General features: G+C 69.6%; 14 protein-coding genes. 8 read left to right on the top strand and 6 right to left on the bottom strand.

The features are described from left to right. Window positions 1-68 precede the first annotated feature (68 nt). The 5 genes from ACFVW6_RS06885 (at window position 69) to cydC (ending at window position 7,612) form a co-directional block, all read left to right on the top strand. Window positions 69-971 (top strand): aminodeoxychorismate lyase, encoded by a 903-nt coding sequence (locus ACFVW6_RS06885; protein WP_378825367.1) that lies wholly within the window; start codon window positions 69-71, stop codon window positions 969-971. A gap of 177 nt (window positions 972-1,148) precedes the next feature. Next, window positions 1,149-2,645 (top strand): cytochrome ubiquinol oxidase subunit I, encoded by a 1,497-nt coding sequence (locus ACFVW6_RS06880; RefSeq protein WP_378825369.1) that lies wholly within the window; start codon window positions 1,149-1,151, stop codon window positions 2,643-2,645. A 9-nt stretch (window positions 2,646-2,654) separates the two neighbouring features. Next, entirely contained in the window at window positions 2,655-3,683 is a 1,029-nt protein-coding gene (gene cydB, locus ACFVW6_RS06875; RefSeq protein WP_378825372.1) for a cytochrome d ubiquinol oxidase subunit II, read from the top strand. Between the two features lie 3 nt (window positions 3,684-3,686). After that, window positions 3,687-5,675: a thiol reductant ABC exporter subunit CydD gene (cydD, locus tag ACFVW6_RS06870; RefSeq protein ID WP_378825375.1), complete on the top strand. Its 1,989-nt coding sequence runs from the start codon at window positions 3,687-3,689 to the stop codon at window positions 5,673-5,675. A 62-nt stretch (window positions 5,676-5,737) separates the two neighbouring features. Beyond that, window positions 5,738-7,612 carry a thiol reductant ABC exporter subunit CydC gene (gene cydC, locus ACFVW6_RS06865; protein WP_378825724.1) on the top strand — a complete coding sequence of 625 codons (1,875 nt, stop codon included), beginning with the start codon at window positions 5,738-5,740 and terminating at the stop codon, window positions 7,610-7,612. 333 nt (window positions 7,613-7,945) lie between these two features. On the opposite strand, the gene ACFVW6_RS06860 is transcribed toward cydC, so the two are convergent. The 6 genes from ACFVW6_RS06860 to ACFVW6_RS06835 form a co-directional block, all read right to left on the bottom strand. Continuing rightward, window positions 7,946-8,638, bottom strand: coding sequence for an FABP family protein (locus tag ACFVW6_RS06860; protein WP_357346320.1), 693 nt, complete (start codon window positions 8,636-8,638; stop codon window positions 7,946-7,948). A 179-nt stretch (window positions 8,639-8,817) separates the two neighbouring features. Then, on the bottom strand, window positions 8,818-9,123 hold the full coding sequence (locus ACFVW6_RS06855; protein ID WP_022565856.1) for a DUF1416 domain-containing protein: 306 nt from the start codon (window positions 9,121-9,123) through the stop codon (window positions 8,818-8,820). A 4-nt stretch (window positions 9,124-9,127) separates the two neighbouring features. After that, window positions 9,128-9,961, bottom strand: coding sequence for a sulfurtransferase (locus tag ACFVW6_RS06850; RefSeq protein WP_357346321.1), 834 nt, complete (start codon window positions 9,959-9,961; stop codon window positions 9,128-9,130). 31 nt (window positions 9,962-9,992) lie between these two features. Further along, window positions 9,993-10,463, bottom strand: a complete 471-nt coding sequence (locus tag ACFVW6_RS06845) for a DUF4395 domain-containing protein (RefSeq protein WP_378825379.1) — start codon at window positions 10,461-10,463, stop codon at window positions 9,993-9,995. A 268-nt stretch (window positions 10,464-10,731) separates the two neighbouring features. Beyond that, complete coding sequence (locus ACFVW6_RS06840; protein WP_355270993.1) at window positions 10,732-11,166, bottom strand: thioredoxin family protein; 435 nt, start codon at window positions 11,164-11,166, stop codon at window positions 10,732-10,734. Next, window positions 11,163-12,008 carry an LmeA family phospholipid-binding protein gene (locus tag ACFVW6_RS06835; protein WP_355270994.1) on the bottom strand — a complete coding sequence of 282 codons (846 nt, stop codon included), beginning with the start codon at window positions 12,006-12,008 and terminating at the stop codon, window positions 11,163-11,165. Before ACFVW6_RS06835 ends, ACFVW6_RS06840 begins: the two co-directional genes overlap by 4 nt. A 184-nt stretch (window positions 12,009-12,192) precedes the next feature. Here ACFVW6_RS06835 and ACFVW6_RS06830 point away from each other — a divergent pair, with 184 nt between their 5' ends. From ACFVW6_RS06830 to pstS, 3 genes are all read left to right on the top strand, one after another. Then, window positions 12,193-12,954, top strand: coding sequence for a response regulator transcription factor (locus ACFVW6_RS06830; RefSeq protein ID WP_355270996.1), 762 nt, complete (start codon window positions 12,193-12,195; stop codon window positions 12,952-12,954). A 73-nt stretch (window positions 12,955-13,027) separates the two neighbouring features. Then, window positions 13,028-13,936 carry a mycothiol synthase gene (mshD, locus tag ACFVW6_RS06825; protein ID WP_378825383.1) on the top strand — a complete coding sequence of 303 codons (909 nt, stop codon included), beginning with the start codon at window positions 13,028-13,030 and terminating at the stop codon, window positions 13,934-13,936. A 295-nt stretch (window positions 13,937-14,231) separates the two neighbouring features. Continuing rightward, window positions 14,232-15,344: a phosphate ABC transporter substrate-binding protein PstS gene (pstS, locus tag ACFVW6_RS06820; protein ID WP_357346324.1), complete on the top strand. Its 1,113-nt coding sequence runs from the start codon at window positions 14,232-14,234 to the stop codon at window positions 15,342-15,344. Window positions 15,345-15,503: the final 159 nt, after the last annotated feature.

Raw genomic sequence — 15,503 nt, 5'->3', positions numbered from 1 at the left:
GCCGCAGCCGGGCGTCCGAATTGGAGCAGCCATAGGCATAACGGACCGATAACGCCTACGCTCGTCACATGGGAGAACGGGTTCTTGTGACACTCGACGGCGCGGTCGCTGATGCGGACGCGCCGTCGCTTTATGCCGACGACATAGGCGCACTGCGCGGCGATGGCGTCTTCGAAACTATTTTGGTGCGCGGCGGCACGGCGACCGCGCTGGAATTCCACCTGGCCAGGCTGCGCCGCTCGGCGCAGGCGCTGGATCTGCCGGAGCCGGGACTGTCGAAGTGGCGCGCCGCCGTCGAGGTCGCGGTCAAGGAATGGGGTGCCGAGGAAGAGGGCTTGCTGCGGCTGATCTACACCCGCGGCCGTGACTCGGAATACGACGCGCCGACCGGCCTGACCTCGACGGACCCGAAGCCCACCGCGTATGTGCTCGTCTCCCCGGTCCCGGCCCGCGTCGCGACCGCCCGCGCCGAAGGCGTCAAGGTGATGTCGCTGGCCCGCGGCATCTCGGTCGACCTCGCGCAGGCCGCGCCGTGGCAGCTGCTCGGCGCGAAGACGCTGTCCTACGCGACCAACATGGCCGCGCTGCGCTTCGCCCGGCGGATGGGCGCCGAGGACGTGATCTTCCACAGCACCGAGCACCGCGTGCTCGAGGGCCCGCGCTCGACCGTGGTGATCGCCCGTGACAAGCAGCTCATCACCCCGCCCGCGAAGAGCGGTGTGCTGCCCGGGGTAACCCAGCGTTCGCTGTTCGCGGTCGCCGAGAAGCAGGGCTGGGAGTGCAAGTACCAGTCGCTGTTCACCGCCGACCTGTTCGACTGCGACAGCATCTGGCTGCTGTCGAGCATCACGCTGGCCGCGCGGGTGAACCAGCTCGACGGTGTGCGCATGTCGGCACCGGACAACGCGCAGGAAATCATCGATATGGTGGATCTGGGGATCGAGCGGCCGGGGACCATCGGCGACTGGTGAGTCGTGTGAGGGGCACGGGTGGGCGTGCCCCTGCGGCGCCGGGATTGCCCGGTCGGACCGCGTATATCCAATCGTGCAGCAACTTTTCGGCGTGTCGTGGCGGTTGTCACGCGCCACGGGGGTAAATCCGGGCGTACGATCTACTACGACTTGTCGTAGTAGAAGCTGGAGGGTCGGATGGACATTGTGGACGTCTCCCGGTGGCAATTCGGAATCACCACCGTCTATCACTTCATCTTCGTACCGCTGACCATCGGTCTCGCGCCGCTGATCGCCATGATGCAGACCGCCTGGGTGATCACCGGCAAGGAACACTGGTACCGCCTCACGAAGTTCTTCGGCAAACTGTTCCTGATCAACTTCGCCATCGGCGTCGCGACCGGCATCGTCCAGGAATTCCAGTTCGGGATGAACTGGAGCGAGTACTCCCGCTTCATCGGTGACGTCTTCGGCGCGCCACTGGCGCTGGAAGCGCTCATCGCGTTCTTCATGGAGTCGACGTTCATCGGCCTGTGGATCTTCGGCTGGACCCGGCTCCCGAAACTGGTGCACCTGGCCACGATCTGGATCGTCGCGTTCGGCGTGAACGCCTCGGCCTACTTCATCGTCGCCGCGAACTCGTTCATGCAGCACCCGGTCGGCGCGCACTACAACCCCGAGACCGGACGCGCCGAGCTGGACAGCATCTGGGCGCTGCTCACCAACAACACGACGCTGGCCGCGTTCCCGCACGTCGTCGCGGGCGCGTTCCTCACCGCGGGCACCTTCGTCGCCGGTATCGCCGGCTGGTGGATGGTGCGCAACGCGCGCAGCGGCGACCCGGCGAAACTCGACGAGGCGCGCACGATGTGGCGCCCGGTCGGGCGGGCCTCGCTGGTGGTGGTCGCGCTGGCCGGCGTCGCGGTGATCTTCACCGGTGACATCCAGGGCAAGCTGATGTTCGAACAGCAGCCGATGAAGATGGCCTCGGCGGAATCGCTGTGCCACACCCAGACCGACCCCGACTTCTCCATCCTGACCGTCGGCACGCACAACAACTGCGACAGCGTCACCCACGTGCTCGAGGTGCCCTACGTGCTGCCGTACCTGGCCGAGGGCCAGTTCACCGGCGTCACCCTCGACGGCGTCGTCGACCTGCAGCAGACCTACACCGTCAAGTACGGTCCCGGCGACTACCGGCCGAACCTGTTCGTCACCTACTGGTCGTTCCGCGCGATGATCGGCCTGGCCGCCGGTTCGGTGCTGCTGCTGCTCGTCGGCTTCTGGGTGACCCGCGGCGGCCGCGTGCCCGACCAGCGCTGGTTCTCCTGGCTCTGCCTGATCGCGATCCCCACGCCCTTCCTGGCCAACAGCGCGGGCTGGGTGTTCACCGAGATGGGCCGTCAGCCGTGGGCGGTGGTGCCCAACCCGACCGGCGACCCGAACATCCGGATGACGGTGCAGCAGGCCGTCTCCGACCACGCGCCGGCGACGGTGGTGTTCTCGCTGATCGTGTTCACCCTGCTCTACGGCGTGCTGGCGGTGGTGTGGTTCTACCTCATCCGCCGGTACACGATCGCCGGGCCGGACGCGCCGACGCCGCCGACCCCGGACGACGGGCCCGACGGCCCGGACACCGGCAGGCATCGCAAACCGGAAGAGCCTGCCGTCGAGCAACTTTCCTTCGCTTACTAGGAGCCGGTGATGGATCTGCAGCAATTCTGGTTCGTCCTGATCGGCGTGCTCTTCACCGGCTACTTCGTGCTGGAGGGCTTCGACTTCGGCGTCGGCATGCTGATGCCGATCCTCGGCAAGGGCTCCGATACCCGTAAGCGGGTCGTGCTCAACACGATCGGACCCGTGTGGGACGCCAACGAGGTGTGGCTGATCACCGCGGGCGGCGCGATGTTCGCGGCGTTCCCCGAGTGGTACGCGAGCATGTTCTCCGGGTTCTACCTGGCGCTGTTGCTCCTGCTGGTGGCGCTGATCCTGCGGATCTGCGCGATCGAGTACCGCGCCAAGATCAACGATCCGAAATGGCGGGCCTGGTGCGATATCGGCATCGGGATCGGCTCCTGGATCCCCGCGCTGGCCTGGGGCTGGGTGTTCGCGAACCTGGTGCGCGGCGTGCCGCTGAACGCGGAGCGGCAGATCGTCGGCTCGGTGTGGGATCTGCTCAGCCCGTACGCCCTGCTCGGTGGCCTGGCGACCGGCATCCTGTTCGCCCTGCACGGCGCGGTGTTCCTGGTCCTCAAGACCGGCGGCGAGGTCCGCGACGACGCCCAGCGCATCGTCCGGCTGCTGCTGGTGCCGACCGCGGTGGTCGTCGGCGCGTTCGGGCTGTGGACCCAGCTCGCCTACGGCACCGGCTGGACCTGGGCGGTGCTGGTGACGGCGGTGCTCGGCCTGGTGCTCACCGGTGCGGCGAACGTGGCGGGCCGCGACGGCTGGGCGTTCGTCGGCACCACGGTGACCGTGGCCTCGGCGACCGTGCTCATCGTGGGCTCGATGTACCCGACCGTGCTGCCCTCGACCATCAGCCCGCTCTACGACCTGAACATCTACAACGCCGCCTCCAGCGCGTACACGCTGAAGGTGATGAGCTGGGCCGCGGTGCTGGCCACCCCGGTGGTGCTGGTCTACCAGGGCTGGACCTACTGGGTGTTCCGCCAGCGGCTGACCGTCGAGCAGATCCCGGCGCCGACCGGTCTGCCGCTGCGCAGCAAGGACTGAGCGATGACACGGGCGGACGCGGCCGCGGACGGATCGGCCGCCGAGCGGCAGCAGCCGGGCAGGCGTCCGCCCGTCGACCCGCGGCTGTGGAAGTACGCCCGTTCGGCCCGGCCGCATCTGGTGGTGTCGGTGCTGCTCGCGCTGGTCATCACCGCGACCATCGTGGTGCTGGCGGTGCTGCTCGGCCGGGTGCTGGCGGGGGTGATCACCGATCCCGGCAAGCGTGAGTTCGGCGCGTGGACAGGCGAATTGATCGGCCTGTCGATCGCGGTCGTGGTGCGCGCCGTGGCGAGCTGGTGGCAGGCGCGGCTGGCCCACCGGGCCGGTGCGACGGTCGTCGCCGAACTCGAATCGGCGGTGCTGCGGGCCGGTGCCGAACTGCCGCCACGCGAACTCGATGCCCATCGCACCGAGATCGCGGTGGTCGTCGGCAACGGCCTCAGCGGGCTGCGCGGGTGGTTCACCGGCTATCTGCCCGCCCTGCTGCTGGCCTGCCTGGTGCCGCCGATCGTGCTGGTGGTCATCGCCTTCCACGATCCGACCTCGGCCATGATCGCGATCATCACGGTGCCGCTGATCCCCGTGTTCATGATCCTCATCGGGCTGCTCACCCAGGGCCGCGCCGAGGCGACCCTCGCCGCGACCACCCGGCTGTCCGATCAGCTGCTCGACCTGTTCGCCGGCATGCCGACGCTGCGTGCCCTCGGCCGCGAGGGGCCCGACGGGCCCAGCATGGTGAATCAGGTGCGGGCGCTGGGGGATTCGCTGCGGCAGCGGACCATGCGCGCGCTGCGGATCGCCTTCCTGTCCTCGATGGTGCTGGAATCGCTGGCGACGCTGAGCGTCGCGCTGATCGCCGTCGCGATCGGCCTGCGGCTGGTCTACGGCGAGATGACCTTGTACGCCGGGCTCGTCGCGCTGATCCTCGCGCCGGAGGTGTACTGGCCGCTGCGGCAGGTGGGGGAGAAGTTCCACGCGGCGCAGGACGGGATGGCGGCGGCCGACAGGGCTTTCGCGGTCCTGGAATCGGCGAATTCGTCGGCCGATCACGCGGATTCGCCGGGCTCGCGGCCCGGCGCAACAGAGATCGCCCCGTGCCGTGCGGACCGCGGTAGGCATGCGGGACCGCGCATCGTGGTGCGGGGGTTGACCATCGCAGCGCGATCCGGGAGCGCGCCCGATCGCCTGACCGCGGACCTGGCCCCGGGCCTGATCACGGTGCTCACCGGGCCGAACGGATGCGGCAAATCCACCACGCTGCAAGCGATTCTGGGCCTGATCGCACCCGATGCGGGCGCGGTCGAAGTCGACGGCGCCGACGTCCGCGCGCTCGACCCGGACACCTGGTGGGCCCACATCGCCTGGCTGCCCCAGCGCCCGGTGCTGGTCCCCGGCACCCTGCGCGAGAACATCGAACTACTCGACGCGCACTCCACCGCCGCCGACCTCGACGAGATCAGCGCCGCAACGGGTTTCGACACCGTCCTCGACGAACTCCCCGCCCGCTGGGACACCCGGGTGGGTCAGGGCGGTCTGGGCCTGTCCCTCGGCCAGCGCCAGCGCCTCGCCCTCACCCGCGTCCTGGCCGCCCGCCGCCCCGTCCTTCTGCTCGACGAACCCACCGCCCACCTCGATTCCCACAGCGAACAACAGGTGCTCACCACCCTGCGCAATCTCGCCACCGCGGGCGCGACCGTCGTCATCGTCGGCCACCGCCCGACCGTCCTGGCGGCCGCCGATGTCGTCGTGGAGGTGGTCGGGAGCAGCGCGCCCGGCGTCGAAGACCCCGATTCCGCCCAGCCACCGACAGCGCCCGGTGGCGAGCACTCCGTCGACCCCGCTAGGCCGCTTGCCGTGCCCGGCAAGGGTGCGTCACCGGATGCGCAGCCGGACAATGGCATCGGCTGCCACGGTGTCGACGATTCCGGATCGCGCGGGCGGGGACGGGGCGACGTCGGCGTTCGTGGTGTGGAGGGGGTGTCGGTGTCGTGAGTGGAATCGGGTCGGTGCGTGGGGGTTCCGGGGGCGGGTCGTTGCTCGGGGACCTGCGGGAGATGTGGCGATTGCTGGCGCTCTCGCCGTGGCGGGTCGTGGTGGCGATCGCCTGGGGTGTGGCGGCGCTGGGCAGCGGGCTCGCGCTGGCCGCGCTGGCGGCCTGGTTGATCGCACGGGCCTGGCAGATGCCGCCGGTGCTGTACCTGAGCGTGGCGGTGGTCGCGGTGCGGGCACTCGGCATCTCGCGCGGGCTGTGCCGCTATCTGGAGCGGCTGGCCACCCATGATGTGGCGCTGCGGGCGATGACGACGGCGCGGACGACGGTGTATCGCACGCTCGCGCATGCGGATATCTGGTGGTGGGGCGGGTCGTCGGCGGACCGGCTCGCGGCGATGTCGTTCGACGGACGTGCTGATCTGCCGGGCGCGGCCGTCGATTCGGGGAGGGGCGCCGGTGATCTGCCCGAGTATCCGGACAGCGGCGTCGACGTGGGGGTGAATTCGCGCCGGAGCGGTGAACTGCCTGTGATCTCGGGTGGTGGCGATCTGCGGGAGATGCGGCGGGGGGATCTGATGGTGCGGGTCGGGGCCGATATCGATGATCTCGGTGCGGTGGTGGTGCGGGTGCTGGTTCCGGTCGCGGTGGCGGTGATCCTGTCGCTGGCCGCGATCGGGCTGATCGCGTTCATCTCGGTGCCCGCGGCGGGGATTCTGGCTGTCGCCCTTGCTGTTTCGGGGATGCTCGCGCCCTGGCTGGCGGGGGTGGCGGCGCGGGAAGCCGAGCAGGCGGTGCGGGCCGATCGTGCGGAGTTCACGGCGGAAGCGGTCACCGTGCTCGACCACGCGGCCGAACTGCGGGTGGCGGGCAAGCTCCACGCGGCACTCGCCCAGGCGGACACGGCGAATGGGCGCGCGGTGCGGGCCGAGGACACCGCCGCCGCGCACAGCGCGTGGGCCGCCGCGGCCACCCCGCTCTCGATCGGCGTCAGCGCGCTCGGCGCGCTCCTGGTCGGCATCGCGGCCTACGGCCCGACCGGCGGCCTCCCCGGCGGCATGACCCCGATGGCCCTCACCATCCTGGTCCTCGTCCCCCTGTCGGCCTTCGAAGCCGTCGGCGCCCTCCCGGCCGCCGCGACCACCCTTACCACCTCCCGAGCCGCCCTCCACCGCCTCCGCGCCGCCGAAACCGCCACGACCGACGCTGCCGCGCTCGAGGCGTCCCATACCGATGTCGGGGCCACCGCGCCGGGCAGGACTGCCGCGCCGGCTGCGACTGCCGCGACCGGCCCGACCGACACCGCAGATCACGGCACTGCTGCCCACAGTGCGGCGGAACCAGGGCGCGGGCCGGGCGAGGAATCGTCCTCGTCGCGAATTCCGCTGCCAGACGGCCGTCGCATCGTCGTCGTCGGGCCCAGCGGTGCGGGCAAGACGACGCTGCTCATGGCCTGGGCGGGCCTGTTCGACACCCCGCGCGACGGCGTCACCTTCTTCGCCGAAGACGCCCATCTGTTCGGCACCTCGATCCTGGAGAACCTGCGGGTCGCCAAGGGCGATCTGACGACCGAAGACGCCGCGGCCGCACTGCGCCTGGTCGGCCTCGGCCCCTGGCTGGATTCCCTGCCCGACGGGGTGCACACCGGGCTCACGGCGGGTGCGGCCACGGTCTCGGGTGGTCAGCGCCGCCGCCTCCTGCTCGCTCGCGCGCTCGTCGCCCCGGCACACACCCTGCTGCTCGACGAGCCCACCGAGCACCTGGCGGCCGCCGAGGGGGAGCGGCTGCTGCTGGACCTGCTCGACATCGACAGCGGCTTGGTCGCCCCGGATCGGACGGTCGTGGTGGTCACCCACCAGCTCCCGGCGCACCACCGCGCCGACACGATCGTCACCGTCGACGCGACCGGTGCCCGCCATGTCGTCCACCCCGCGCACTGACCGGCATCCGCCCAGGTCAGGCCCGCGAGAAAATCAATTGCCGACCTCGCGGCGCACCGATAGATTCGTCGGTACACAAGAGAGGAGGTGGTCTGAAGAATGTATGTTCATCGGATGCGTGAGGTGGCTGCCCGCTAGCAGCACCACTGCGGGAGATTCCCCAGCGGTGCGCTGAGCGAATCCCAGGCAGTCACCCGACCCCCGAGCCCCCGGACTATCCAACCGGGACCGTCATGTTCTCGAGCGTGGCGGAACGGCTCGGGGGTCGCTCCATTTCCACCGGAGAACGTCGAAGGCCCCGCACGGGTACGTGCGGGGCCTTCGGTGCGTCTGTCAGCCGATGTAGCGCTGCAGGCGGGCGGAGAGACGGGGTTCGAGGGCGCCGTCGGCGTCGACGCGCTCCTCGACGTAGGCCAGGTCGCCGCCCTCGACGATGCCGTAGAGGCGCTTGGCGCCGCCGACGACCGCGCCGGACTGGCTGCGGATCACCACGTCGGTGGCCAGTTCCCAGGAGGACTGGGTGCGGGCGGTGCCGTAGAACAGTTCGACGATGCCGTTGCTGTGGGTGAGCAGGAGTTCGAGCATCTCGTCGTCACCCTCGGTGCCGACGCGCCAGAAGCCGCTCTCGCGCAGATCGGTGCGCTCGAAATTGCCCTCGCCGTCGAGCTTCCAGGTCTGCGACTCCCAGATCAGGTAGTCGCCGCCGTCGTGCGAGACGACGATCTGCTGGCCGAAGCGGTAGTCGCCGTCGGTGGAGTGATTGCCCTCGCCCTCGCCGCGCCACACGCCGACCAGCGGCAGCAACGCCAGCATGGCGTGGTTCAGATCGGGACCCTCGCGCAGATTCGCGGTGTCCTCGGGCAGCGGAAGACCCGGCAGGACCGAAATGTTTCGGACGCCGGTCTCTTTCGCGCGTTCGACAGCGGTGTTCACTGCCTCGTCGCCGCTTCGACGCTCGGCCGGAGCGTCGTGCTCGGTGCTCGCTCGCTCGGCCGGATCGGAACCCTCGCTCGCGAGCCCGCTCATGACTCGGTGAACAGCCGGTAGAAGACGTACAGGCCGAACCAGCCGATGAGGATCGACACGGCGATGAGGAGAATCTCGAAGAAGAGGACCACGATCGGAGTCTAGCGACTCCGCCGGGCGGACACGAAAACGGCCCTGGTAGTTCCCGCACAGGAACTACCAGGGCCGTTGTGAGGTACTTACTTCGCGACCTCGACGTCCACCGAGTGGATGCCGGCGCCCTCGGGGCGGACCTCGGCCGAGCCGTTGCCCGACGAGGACAGCGCGCGCAGGGTCCACGAACCCGGCGCGGCGAAGAAGCGGAAGTCACCGGTGCCGGAGGCAACGACCTCGGCGGTGAAATCACCGTTGCCGTCGAGCAGACGCACGAACGCGCCGCCCACCGGCTGACCGTCGGCGCTCAGGACGCGGCCGGTGATGACCGTCTCCTTCTCCACGTCGACGCCGGCCGGGATGGCCTGACCCTGGGTAGGTGCTGCACACATAGATTTACGCTCCCAACTCGATAGGTGCACCGACGAGCGAACCGTATTCGGTCCAGCTGCCGTCGTAGTTCTTGACGTTCTGGTGGCCCAGCAGCTCCTGCAGCACGAACCAGGTGTGCGAGGAACGCTCACCGATGCGGCAGTAGGCGATGGTCTCCTTCTCGCCGTCCAGGCCCGCGTCCTTGTACAGCTCGGCGAGCTCGGCGTCGGAACGGAAGGTGCCGTCCTCGTTGGCCGCCTTGCTCCACGGCACGTTGATCGCGCCGGGGATGTGGCCGGGACGCTGGCTCTGCTCCTGCGGCAGGTGCGCGGGCGCCAGGATCTTGCCGGAGAACTCGTCGGGCGAACGCACGTCGACCAGGTTCTTGGCGCCGATGGCCGCGATGACCTCGTCGCGGAACGCGCGGATCGAGGTGTCGGGGGCGGCGGCCTTGTACTGGGTGGCCGGGCGCGAGACCGCGTCACGCGAGAGCGGACGACCGTCGAGCTCCCACTTCTTGCGGCCACCGTCGAGCAGCTTGACGTCGTTGTGGCCGTACAGCTTGAAGTACCAGTAGGCGTACGCCGCGAACCAGTTGTTGTTGCCGCCGTACAGCACGACGGTGTCGTCGTTGGCGATGCCGCGCGCGGAGAGCAGGTCGGAGAACTGCTCCTGGTTCACGAAGTCGCGACGAACCTGATCCTGCAGGTCGGTCTTCCAGTCCAGCCGGACGGCGCCCTCGATGTGGCCACCCTCGTAGGCGGAGGTGTCCTCGTCGACCTCGACGAAGACGACGCCGGGGGCGTTGAGGTTCTCTTCGGCCCAGTCAACGGAGACCAGGACATCGGAGCGAGCCATGTTGTTCCTTTCAGAGATGACTTGCAGGGGTTCAGTTCGATGCCGGGGCAGTGGACCGGCGGAAGCGGGCCACCAGCGGGTAGATCTGGCAGCCCAGGCAGACCCCGAACGCCGCGTTCAGGAACGCCGCGAACAGGGCGAAGCCGGCGAACACCGCGCCGACGATCGGGGAGCCGAGCGCGAAGCCCAGCAGGGAGAGACCGGCGAACGCGAAGCCGAGCAGCTGCGCGAAACGCAGCGGCGGCACGGGCTCGGTCTCGGTGGTCGGACCGTTGCGCGGCGCGACGAGCGCGGCGTAGATCCGGCCGTACGGGTGCTTGGCGGGGCCGCCGGACGCGCCGATCGCGAACACGACGGCCTGCAGGCCGATCAGGATCGCGGCGGCGACGGTCGAGAAGGCGGCGGTGACGAGCACGAGAACCAGCACACCGGTGGTGATCCAGGCCACGAAACGCGGCCCGCGAACATCCACCCGGGGGGTGGCATCAGGGGAAATGGTCATGGTGCGAACTCCTGCGCTGAGTCGATTCAGTGGGAACTGCAGTTCGCCGGGGGATCGTGTCGATCACTCGCGCGGCGGACAGAGGTCGGCGTCAGGAATCTCGGGAGAGAAGCCGACCGTTCAGCGGCACAGGCAGCAACAACCACCGAGCCGACACAGATCAACTGTGCGGCGTCGGGTGAGCATCAGCTCGTGGTCGGATTGCACGGAGAGTAGTTTACCCGGTCTCGTCGGGAAATGTCCCGGCCCCCCGGAACAAGGGGCCAGATCACACTGTCAGCGGTTCCAGCGCGGTGCGCAGATCGCCCGCCTTCGGCACCCCGGAGATGCGGAAACGCTCCTTGCCGTCGGCGTCGAAGACGAAGGTCGTCGGCAGCGAGAGGACGTTGAGCTCCCTTGCCAGCGCGGGGTCGGCGTCGATGTCGATCTCGATGTCGCGCGGGGCGTTCGGGGACGTGGCGAGGTCAGCGGTGACGCCGGCGACCACGCGGCGCACCGCGTCGCACGGGCCGCACCAGTCGGCCGAGAAATGCAGCACCGCGGGGGTGGCGCCGGTGACGCCCGCCGCGTCGAGCAGGCGGGCGCGCTGCGCGGTCTCGGGGTCGAGGGCGGCCGGGCGGACCCGGCCCTGGTTGCGCCGCAGCAGCAGGCCCACCGCGACGGCGGCCAGCACGACGGCGGCGAGGATGGCTAGTTCGATCATGGTTGCAGCAATCGGTCCAGGTCGATGGTCAGGGAGCGGCCGACACCGTAGACGATGATCTGGCCACCCTTGGCCTCCACTTCGGTGGGGGCGATGCCGAACGGCAATTCCTTGGTGTCGATCGTACGGCTGAAGCGCTCGAGCACCGCGGGCCGATCGACGTCGAGGATCTCGGTCTTGGTGGTCGAGACCGGGGTGTCCGCGGTGGCGGAGCGGTCCTTGTAGAAGCGGGTGGCCTGGATCCGGATCTTGTCCCCGTCCAGCATCAGGTCGGCCTCGACCTGCACTTCGACCCTGGTCGTGTTGTTCGACGGGGTGACGCCCGGCGCGAGGATCCGGCCGTTGGGCGCGACCGGCAGTGTGCCCTTGAGCACATGGGCGCCCGCGGTCGTCAGGCCGGAACCGCCCGAACCGCCGGTGCCGTCGGCCTTGTCGGCGGGCGGGCCGAGGACCTGCAGATCGGGGATGCCGAACAGGCGGCCGAGCTCGGTCGGCTCGATCGCCATCTGGGCCTCGACCCGGTCCACCTGCACCGCGCGCGCCGTGCCGTCGATCAGCTGACTCGCCGAGGCGTGCAGCCCGTAGAGATTGGCCTCGAGCGCGATCTCACCCGGGATGTCGGGGCGCATGCTGCGGGCGCGGACCAGGACGTCGTCGTAGCGGCCCGACACCGCCTGGGCGATGAACGGGAATCCCTTGATGGTCACTTCGGGGTCGGCCGACAGATCGGCTCCGGCCCGCAGTTGCCGCGATACGTGGTACTCGGTGTAGGCGGCGGCGCCGAAATCGATCACCACCGCCACACCGGCCAGGCACAGCAGCCCGATGATCAGCTTGCGCATGCGAGCCAGCCTATCCGGCGCTACCGTTCGGGCGAAGCGCGCGCCGACGCGTTACCTCGTGGCCACCATGTTGCGAGGTCATGGCCGCGCACGCGCTAATGTTGCAGACGACTTACCTGTGTTTCGGCGACGTAGCTACGCGGCTGCTGTCGTCCGCGGAGCCACGAGATAGGAGGAGAGCCCGGTGGAGCTGCTCCTACTGACCTCCGACCCCAACCCCGATGCGGTGTTGCCGTCGTTGTCGCTGCTGGCGCACAACGTGCGGCCCGCGCCGACCGAGGTGTCGTCCCTGCTGGAGGCGGGGAGTGCCGACGTCGCGCTGGTCGACGCCAGAACCGACCTGGCCGCGGCCAGGGGGCTGTGCAGGCTGCTCGGCAGCACCGGCTCCTCGGTGCCGGTCGTCGCGGTGCTGACCGAGGGCGGTCTGGTGGCCGTCAACGCGGACTGGGGCCTGGACGACATCCTGCTCCCCGGTACCGGCCCCGCCGAGCTGGACGCGCGCCTGCGCCTGCTGGTCGGCCGCAACGGTGGCGTGGCCAGCCCCGAGAACACGGGCAAGATCACCCTGGGTGAGCTGGTGATCGACGAGGGCACCTACACCGCGCGGCTGCGCGGCCGCCCGCTCGACCTCACCTACAAGGAATTCGAGCTGCTCAAGTACCTCGCCCAGCACGCGGGCCGGGTCTTCACCCGCGCCCAGCTGCTGCAGGAGGTGTGGGGCTACGACTTCTTCGGCGGCACCCGCACCGTCGACGTGCACGTGCGGCGCCTGCGCGCCAAGCTGGGCAGTGAGTACGAATCGCTGATCGGCACCGTGCGCAACGTCGGCTACAAGGCGGTGCGCCCGGCCAGGACGCCCGCGGCCAAGGGCGATGTGGTGAGTTTCCCCGACGAGGACGTCGACGGCGACGACACGCTGGCCCCGCTCAACGGCACCGCGCAGTAGTCGCGCCGAGCAGCGCCAGGACGGTACGGCGCGGCGCGGCAACGGCGCGCCGCGCACAGCGAGGAGGACGTCGATGTCGCAGACAGCAACCCTGACCTGGACCGACCGGGTCGAGCCGGACACCGCGCCGCTGGTGCGCGAGCTGCTCGCCAGGGCGAAGGCCGCCGACGGCGTCGCGCCGGTCTCCGAACAGGCCGTGCTGTCCCTCGCCGAGACCGACCCGGCGACCAGGCATCTGCTCGCCGAACGCGGTGGCGAACTCGTCGGTTACGCGAATCTCGTTGCGGCACATGCCGAACATCCCGCCATGGCCGAGGTCGCGGTCGACCCGGCGGCCCGGGGCGCCGGTGTCGGCACCGAGCTGGTGCGCGCCGCGCTGGCCGAGGGCGGACCCGGCGCGCGGGTGTGGGCGCACGGTGACCTGCCCGCCGCCAAGGCGCTCGCCGCCGGCCTCGGACTGGTCACCGCGCGCGAACTGTGGCAGATGCGCCGCTCGCTGGCAACACCGGAGCTACCCGAGCTGGTGGTGCCGGACGACCTCGTCCTGCGCACCTACGCCGGTCCCGCCGACGACGCCGAACTACTGCGCGTCAACAACGCCGCCTTCGCCTGGCATCCCGAGCAGGGCGGCTGGACCGAGCGCGACATCGCCGCCCGCCGCGCCGAATCCTGGTTCGACCCGGCCGGGCTGTTCCTGGCCTTCGACGCCGCCGATCCGGCCCGCCTGCTCGGTTTCCACTGGACCAAGGCGCATCCGGACGCCGCGCCCGCGGGCGAGGTCTACGTGGTCGGCATCGATCCGGCCGCGCAGGGGCGCGGTCTCGGCAGGCTGCTGACCCTGGCCGGGCTGCGGTACCTGCGCGCGGAAGGGCTCGCCGAGGTGCTGCTCTACACCGAGGCCGACAACACGGCCGCCGTGCACACCTACACCCGGCTCGGGTTCGCGCCCGCGCATATCGACGTCGCCTACGCGGCGTCCTGACCGGGTGCGAGACACCTCACACCCGCGGTGAATTCTTCAGCGCCGCTGAATAGTGCGCGGCTGACGGGGTACGCGCGAGTAAAACTGGGGCAAACGTCACAATCGTGGCCCTAATCGCGCCGGGCTGTTCATTTTGCGTTAACCCACGTCGGGCCAACTGTCAACCGGGCGACCTTACGTTACTTCTGGGCGGCACAGTCGTCGCCTGGTGCGCGCGTTTCCCCGCGATCCGCACCGCCCAACTCGCCCGGGCCGGTGAGGGACCGAGCGAGTCGTCAGCAATGTCGGAGGAAAAGTGAACTTCAAGCGCACCAGTGCCCTGGTCGGCGTCGTCGCCGCGGGCGCCATGACCCTGGCCGCCTGTGGCAGCGATGACAACACCACGGGTGACACCAGCAACGCCGCCAACACCAGCGTCGCCTGCGGCGGCAAGAAGGCGCTGAAGGCGTCCGGTGCCTCCTCGCAGAAGAACGCCATGGAGCGCTTCGTCGCCGCGTACGAGAACAACTGCGACGGCTACACCCTGAACTACACCTCCAGCGGCTCCGGCGCGGGCGTGAACGAGTTCATCGGCGGCCAGACCGATTTCGGTGGCTCCGACTCGGCGCTGAGCTCGAAGAAGGAAGAGCCGGCCAAGGCTCAGGAGCGCTGCGGTGCCCCGGCGTGGAACCTGCCGACCGTCTTCGGCCCGATCGCCATCACCTACAACGTCGACGGCGTGACCGACCTGGTCCTCGACGGCCCGACCGCCGCCAAGGTGTTCAACGGCTCCGTCGCCACCTGGGATGCCCCCGAGATCAAGGCGCTGAACCCCAACGCCAAGCTGCCGGCGGAGAAGATCGCCGTGATCTTCCGCTCCGACGAGTCGGGCACCACCGACAACTTCCAGCTCTACCTCGACGCCGCCTCCGACGGCGCGTGGGGCAAGGGCGGCGGCAAGACCTTCAACGGCGGTGTCGGTGAAGGCGCCAAGGGCAACGAGGGCACCTCGGCCGCGATCAAGAACACCAAGAACTCGATCACCTACAACGAGTGGTCCTTCGCCAAGGCACAGAGCCTGTCGATCGCGCAGATCATCACCTCCGCGTCCAAGGACCCGGTCAAGCTGTCGGCCGAGTCGGCCGGTAAGTCGATCGACGGTGTGAAGGTCAAGGGCGAGGGCAACGACCTGGTGCTCGACACCAGCTCGTTCTACAAGCCGACCGCCGCGGGCTCCTACCCGATCATGATGGCGACCTACGAGATCGTGTGCTCCAAGTACGCCGACGCCGAGACCAGCAAGGCCGTCAAGGCGTTCCTGACCTCGGTCGTCACCAACGGTCAGGCCGGTCTGGCCGACGCCGGCTACGTGCCGCTGCCGGACGCCTTCAAGACCAAGCTGACCACCGCGATCAACGCCATCTCCTGATCGCTTCCTGGCCATGACCATGCACCCTGAGGTGACCGCCGTGGGGGGGGGGGGATTAGCAGTGGCCCCGGCGGCCGGGGCTAAATCGGATATTGTGAGCGCCCCACCAAAAATACACCGCGCCGCGGGGGGGGGGGTTGGGGGGGGGGCACGCCGGCT

It is taken from the genome of Nocardia sp. NPDC058244 (assembly GCF_042882065.1).
In the GTDB taxonomy this organism is placed as follows: Bacteria; Actinomycetota; Actinomycetes; order Mycobacteriales; family Mycobacteriaceae; genus Nocardia.
The sequence above is the reverse complement of the archived record's forward strand: the minus strand, read 5'-3'. Positions and strand labels throughout refer to the sequence as shown.

What these genes read in the sequence shown, in the direction of transcription:
- ACFVW6_RS06845 (WP_378825379.1), bottom strand. Translation starts at nt 10,463, where the DNA reads ATGACCATTTCCCCTGATGCCACCCCCCGGGTGGATGTTCGCGGGCCG.
- ACFVW6_RS06860 (WP_357346320.1), bottom strand. Translation starts at nt 8,638, where the DNA reads ATGAGCGGGCTCGCGAGCGAGGGTTCCGATCCGGCCGAGCGAGCGAGC.
- ACFVW6_RS06880 (WP_378825369.1), top strand. Translation starts at nt 1,149, where the DNA reads ATGGACATTGTGGACGTCTCCCGGTGGCAATTCGGAATCACCACCGTC.
- ACFVW6_RS06840 (WP_355270993.1), bottom strand. Translation starts at nt 11,166, where the DNA reads ATGATCGAACTAGCCATCCTCGCCGCCGTCGTGCTGGCCGCCGTCGCG.
- mshD (WP_378825383.1), top strand. Translation starts at nt 13,028, where the DNA reads ATGTCGCAGACAGCAACCCTGACCTGGACCGACCGGGTCGAGCCGGAC.
- cydC (WP_378825724.1), top strand. Translation starts at nt 5,738, where the DNA reads ATGTGGCGATTGCTGGCGCTCTCGCCGTGGCGGGTCGTGGTGGCGATC.
- cydB (WP_378825372.1), top strand. Translation starts at nt 2,655, where the DNA reads ATGGATCTGCAGCAATTCTGGTTCGTCCTGATCGGCGTGCTCTTCACC.
- ACFVW6_RS06885 (WP_378825367.1), top strand. Translation starts at nt 69, where the DNA reads ATGGGAGAACGGGTTCTTGTGACACTCGACGGCGCGGTCGCTGATGCG.
- cydD (WP_378825375.1), top strand. Translation starts at nt 3,687, where the DNA reads ATGACACGGGCGGACGCGGCCGCGGACGGATCGGCCGCCGAGCGGCAG.
- ACFVW6_RS06855 (WP_022565856.1), bottom strand. Translation starts at nt 9,123, where the DNA reads ATGTGTGCAGCACCTACCCAGGGTCAGGCCATCCCGGCCGGCGTCGAC.
- ACFVW6_RS06850 (WP_357346321.1), bottom strand. Translation starts at nt 9,961, where the DNA reads ATGGCTCGCTCCGATGTCCTGGTCTCCGTTGACTGGGCCGAAGAGAAC.
- ACFVW6_RS06835 (WP_355270994.1), bottom strand. Translation starts at nt 12,008, where the DNA reads ATGCGCAAGCTGATCATCGGGCTGCTGTGCCTGGCCGGTGTGGCGGTG.